The sequence below is a fragment of the Paenibacillus sp. B2(2019) genome (genome assembly GCF_008370385.1).
In the GTDB taxonomy this organism is placed as follows: Bacteria; Bacillota; Bacilli; order Paenibacillales; family Paenibacillaceae; genus Paenibacillus_AQ.
Genome location: NZ_VTZR01000037.1, coordinates 1 through 4364 on the forward strand (window position 1 = coordinate 1; position 4364 = coordinate 4364).

Consider the following 4364-nt stretch of genomic DNA (forward strand, 5'->3'; position numbering starts at 1 on the left):
ATCGAAACCTTTTACTGCGGCTTGAAGCGCTTCAATCGCTGTTGTCACTTCTGCTTGTGTTGTTGCTTTCTCTACAACACCTTGTGCGGCTGTAATCGCTGCTTTTAATGCCTCTACTGCTGCTTGTGGATATTGTCCTGGCTGATCACCGACGACTCCATGATCAACTTTGACCTGAGCTGTTGTAATCGCTACTTCGAGCTCTGTTGTATCCACTTTAGGTGATTTTACGCCGTAAGCTTCAAACTCACGGAAACCTCCCCACAGTTCCGGGTATCCCATGACAGTTACCTTGATATATTGGGCACCCTTAGCCGTCCAGTTATCTGTTCTAACTTGTTCCGTGTTGGTTGTGTTATTCATATGGTCAATCACCGTGATCCAAGTTGCAGCGTCACTTGAAACCTCGATCTTATACATCATGGCCTTACCGGCTTTTTCAAATATTACCTTTGAACCCGTTAAATCATATTTTCCGCCAAGATTCACCTGCCAATAGTGTGGATTCTTATCATCAGACACGCACCAACGAGTTGACTCATCACCATCGTTACCTGCTGATGCTGGATCGCTGTTTTGCTGGCTATCTGAAGTAGCAGGTTTGTTTAATACGACATTGTTTGATTCCGGTATAATTACACTCTTCATACCGCGTACTCTTATTTCATCAATCGAAGCGATTCCTTCTGTAAATGTTACCCTCACATACCTTACTTCATCATTTGAAACTCTCTCCGTTTTAACCTTGCTGGATTCTGTATCCGCCGTTCTGTCAACTGCATGTATCCATACCTTGTTATCACTTGACACTTCAACCCTGTACTTACTTGCATTTTCTGCAGCCCATTCAAGCTCGATTTCTGTCAGGTCATATTTTTCTTCTAAATCCACAGTCCAAGTCTTCATCGCATCTTCATATACAGCCTTCCATGCAGTAGCTATATTACCATCGTTAGCCTTTGAAGCCTCAGACCCTGCTTGTTCACTGCTTGCTACAGCTGTCTTGTTATCAGATACGACTGGTATTGAATCTGCATTTTGATAAATGTTAATTTCAGCAGCGGAACCGTATCCATTTTTACCAGCCAATACTTCAAATCTCAGGTAACGAGCCTGCGTAGGTCTAAATGTTACTGTCTTCGGTGTGGAATCGCTTACCAATGTTCCTTTTTCCTTGACCAAGGTGTAGTTTACACCATCCATGCTTGTATAAATGTTGTACTTGGTTACACTACCATTGTCTCCACCGGACTGTCTTGGAATATATTTAAGCTTATATACGTCATATGTTGCACCCAAGTTGAAATCCAATGTGTGAGGAGGCGTATTTCCACCATTCCATTTTGTATGCCAGATCGTATCTAGGTTTCCATCTAGGACATTTTCTGCTTTATTATCTTCGGCTTGAGTTTCCTCACTTGAAGCAGTTACTGTCATGTCAGTTGATGGAATCATTTCAGGGTCCGCTTCTGTTGTTATATTTACACCCTCACTCCATTCACTGAAACCAGCAAAGTTCTTTGATCTAACCTGTACGGTATAAGTTGAGCCTGTAAGTAACCCTGTTTCTGAAAATAGGCTTGTTGCATTGCTTATGATCTTATTATCAATCTTGATATCATACTGTAATGCTCCGGATACAGCATCCCATGCGATATCAATCGTTGAGCTGTTTGGTGAATCCACTTGAACATGAGCTGGAGCTTCAGCAATCTCCGGATAATCACCAGAACCAAACATAAACCAGTTTAGCTTGCACATTTCCGTATCTGCACCGTTAAATATTAAGAATATCTTTTGTTTACCTGTAACTTCTTTTATAAGCTCTGCTTTAGCATTTACATACTTGTTGAGGTTACCGGTATTCGGAATTTGTAGTGTTGCTATCGTGTCAGCGGGATTTCCATCTGTATCAGCTAGTTTAACCTCAATCGTGCCGCTAGTTTTGTTACTCGCTACTCTTGCGTTAAACCATTTTGCTTCCCCATTACCAAAATCCACCTGGTCATAACGCAACCAGTCGCCATTCTTGATATTGGCCATGCTTTGGTCATATCCACTGTTTACATCATCATCTGTCCACTCCGTTTTAGCGTTGATCGTAAGATTTTTATCTGTTACATAATTTTGATCATCATACCGTTCAGCATCAATCTTCTTATTTACACGAAATAAGTTACCTTCATTTTCAGTCATTGTCAGTTCAAATGAATCAACATCAATATATCCGCCAAGGGCTTTTGTTGCATAGTTGAAAATACCAAACCTCATACCAACGTAGGTTCCGTAACGCATTTCATATCTTCCGCCTAATCGAGTAAAATTTACTCCATCTAGACTGTATGAGAACTCCGTTCGATATTCAAATCTTGGAGTTTCAGCTCTAAACCAGATATTCGTTGTTCCTCCTGGAAGATCAATGGATGCCTCTTCTGTCCATAAGTCCTGAACAACGATTCTCTTCTTTCCATCTTCATTCTTTATTCCGATGAAGTTGGAATCTTTTTGTATTACAGATAATCCAGCCTGATCACCGTCAGCCATATGGCTTATATCCATCTTTACAGTTCCTGTACAATCTGGACCAATAATTCTTTGAGTAAGCGTATTTCTAGCATATGCTAAAGAATTTGTTGCACTAGATGTTTTAAGTCTTATATATCCTGGTCTTTCCGTAAGACTCCACTTGTCATTGTCAGGATTGTGATTCCACTGCCATTGTAGACCTAGCTTGCTGCTGCTGAAATCATCTGATGTTGCAGGTGCCTTTGGCTCAGTTGCTTCAACCCCTGATATATTAGGTTTTTTATAAGTAACAACAGCTTTTTCCCCATCAAATTCTCCTAAATATGGCCATCCATTTTTCCAGTTGACTGGTTGTAAAGTAGGCACACGTCCTAGCTTGCCTCGATCCTGGAATATGACCGACCACCATTCGGATTCTTTACCTTTTCCTTGAGGTACGTCTACCATACCTCCCTGATGAATACCATTGCCTGCAAAGTTCATAAAACTAGTTATAATATCTTTTGCTTCATAAGGGCCATTCGCCAAGTCTTGTGTTCTGATCGCTATTTCTTTCTTTGAACCCTTGTTCCATGTCGGAGTGCTTAGAATGTAGTAGGTGCCATCTTTTTTATACACATGTGAACCTTCATTATAGGCGCCACCCTTGTAGTCATATATCATCTTTCCGTTTCTTGATGCTCCAGGCTGTCTCTTCGAAATAATAGAGAGTTCACCTGTTGCTTCACTAACAATCTTCAGCTCACTTAGGTAAAGTTGACCTTGACCATGTACAACGTATACTTTTGCATTGTCGTCAAAAAATAACCCCGGATCGTATAGTTCATCTTCTAACTTGTAAATCTTCCATGGACCCTTGGCGCTATCCGCAACACTTACGAATGCAGCATCTCCATTGATGTTATACATCAAGTAGAATTTACCGTTATGATACCTCAAGCTGGTTGCCCATGGACCTTCATCATAAGCCTTCAACCCATTCTTAAGGTCGTACATGTCACCTTCCATTCTGTCAACAGCATAGCTTTCATATTGCCAATTCACTAAATCTTTGGAACTCATGATTGGACTTCCGGGAAATAGGTGCATACTCGTTGATGACATGTAATAGGTGTCTCCCACCCTGATCACATCATTATCCGGATAGTCCCCCCATATAATAGGATTTGTGTATGTACCATCTCCGTTGTCTGCAGCCCTGGCATTAGGTGCAAAATTGACAAACATTGCAATTAGCATTACCAGCACCATTGCTTTTTGTCTGGAACTGAACATTTTAGACTTCCTCCTCTTAACTAAATATATGATTATAAAGAGCTAGTTGAAGTAGTTTCTTACAAAATATGTAGTTATCGGGACAATATAAATTCATGGAAAGATTCATAGGAAGGAGCATTCCGATTACAAAATGCTATCGTTCATAAGTGAGGAAAGATAATAAATCGAATGTTTTATTTTTACATCTTACTCTCCCGCAATGGATAGGTTAATGATGATAATTTAGATTTCTTGATAAATTTTACGGTAAGTGTCATGAAAAAACCCCTCCAGCGTACTCATACCTCATGCTTTCACAATGCTGCATTCGCGTATGGGCTTGAAGGGGATTAATCTACTAAAATATAGTATAGCGACTCTTCTCTAACTTATTTCAGATGGTTTAACATGCCTAGAATCACAGTGACTGCTTCAGCTCTAGTGGTAAAGGCATTCGGATTAAATTTGCCATCCCCATTCCCCTTAATTAAGCCTGCTTCTGCAGCTGTTGCCACATAAGGTCTTGCCCATACTGGAATCTGGTCAGCATCATCAAACGTCAGTGTTGCCTTTGGATTCCG

The 4364-nt window shown here is 40.6% G+C and carries 2 protein-coding genes; both read right to left on the minus strand.

Going from position 1 to position 4364, the window contains the following annotated elements; translation table 11 throughout:
* Window positions 1-3801, minus strand: a 3801-nt coding sequence (locus tag PAENI_RS31520; RefSeq protein ID WP_149647962.1) for a discoidin domain-containing protein, incomplete at its 3' end; no start/stop codon positions are given.
* A 371-nt stretch (window positions 3802-4172) separates the two neighbouring features.
* A partial coding sequence (locus PAENI_RS31525; RefSeq protein ID WP_149647963.1) for an S-layer homology domain-containing protein occupies window positions 4173-4364 on the minus strand: 192 nt, incomplete at its 5' end.